Origin of the sequence: Streptomyces sp. NPDC057654 (assembly GCF_042800135.1) — a bacterium.
In the GTDB taxonomy this organism is placed as follows: domain Bacteria; phylum Actinomycetota; class Actinomycetes; order Streptomycetales; family Streptomycetaceae; genus Streptomyces.
The window spans coordinates 1-1,206 of sequence record NZ_JBHVHQ010001434.1 but is presented as its reverse complement, the minus strand read 5'-3'; the positions used below and the strand labels follow the sequence as shown (position 1 = coordinate 1,206).

General features: G+C 70.1%; 1 protein-coding gene and 1 pseudogene. One reads left to right on the top strand and one right to left on the bottom strand.

The features are described from left to right. Positions 1–107 precede the first annotated feature (107 nt). Positions 108–563, bottom strand: coding sequence for a flavin reductase family protein (locus ACFU99_RS44150; RefSeq protein WP_384404500.1), 456 nt, complete (start codon positions 561–563; stop codon positions 108–110). Between the two features lie 373 nt (positions 564–936). On the opposite strand from ACFU99_RS44150, the pseudogene ACFU99_RS44145 reads away from it, so the two are divergent. Beyond that, positions 937–1,206 (top strand): annotated as a pseudogene (locus ACFU99_RS44145) (amidinotransferase); the annotation flags it as partial.

The following is a 1,206-nucleotide window of genomic DNA, read 5'->3' as shown; positions in this document are numbered from 1 at the left end:
GTACGGGGCCGGCCGGGTACGCGGAGCCCGCCGGGCGAGCGGACCCCGCGCCGTACCGCATCGCAGGAGTTCTTCTCGGAGCCGGAATCCGCGAAAGCGATAAACGCTCAGACCGCGAGCGGCGGAGTAATCCGCGCGTACTTCCCCCGGTGGTAGAGCAGGGGGCCGGCCGTGTCGCCCGCGCCGAGTCCATGGACATCCGCGGTGACGACGAGATGGTCCCCGCCGTCGTATTCGGCCTGGAGTTCGCAGTCCACCCAGGCGGCGACACCGGAGAGCAACGGCATTCCATTGGGGGAGAGATCCCACTCCACGCCGTCGAACTTGTCGCCGCCGGACCGGGCGAAACCATTGCTCAGCCCCTCCTGGCCGGCCGCGAGGACGTTCACACAGAAGCGCCCGGCGGCGCCGATGACCGGCCAGGTCGTCGAGGACCGGCTCGGGCAGAGCAGCACCCGCGGCGGCCGCAGCGACAACGAGCTGAACGACTGGCAGGTGAACCCCACCGGGCCGTCCGGGCCGATGGCCGTCACGACGGTTATGCCGGAACAGAAATGTCCCATGACTGACCGGAACTCCTGAGGGTCGATCCCCTCCGCAGTCACGGCATTGGCGACGGCATCACGCACTGTCGCTCCTTCCTCCCGTTGAAGGGAAATGATACCGACCGGATTTCACCCGGACAGGGCCGCCGGGAACCGAATTCCGGCCAACGGACCACAGTCCGCGGCCGGTCCGCCCGCCCCGATTCACGCGGGATTCACGCGCCGCACACCGGGCGCGCCGATACTCCACAAGAGAAACCAAAAGGGAATCGCCATGCCCGACACCCGCCGCACCACGCCCGCCGCCACCGACGTCCCCGCCGCCCCTGGCTATCCGGCCCCTGCCCATCCGGCCCTGGCCGTCCGCACCGCGACCCGGCGCCGCCTGCTGATGTGCACCCCGAGCCACTTCGACGTCACCTACTCCATCAACCCGTGGATGGAGCCCGAGAAGCCCGTCGACGGCGGCCTCGCGCTCGTCCAGTGGGAGCGGCTGCGCGACCTGTACCGCGAACTCGGCCACACCGTCGACGTCATCGAGCCGGTCGGCGGCCTGCCCGACATGGTCTTCGCGGCGAACGGCGCCACCGTCATCGACGGCCGCGTCCTCGGCGCCCGCTTCCGGCACCTGGAACGCACCGCGGAGGGCCCTGTCTACCTC

What these genes read in the sequence shown, in the direction of transcription:
- ACFU99_RS44150 (WP_384404500.1), bottom strand. Translation starts at nt 563, where the DNA reads ATGGGACATTTCTGTTCCGGCATAACCGTCGTGACGGCCATCGGCCCG.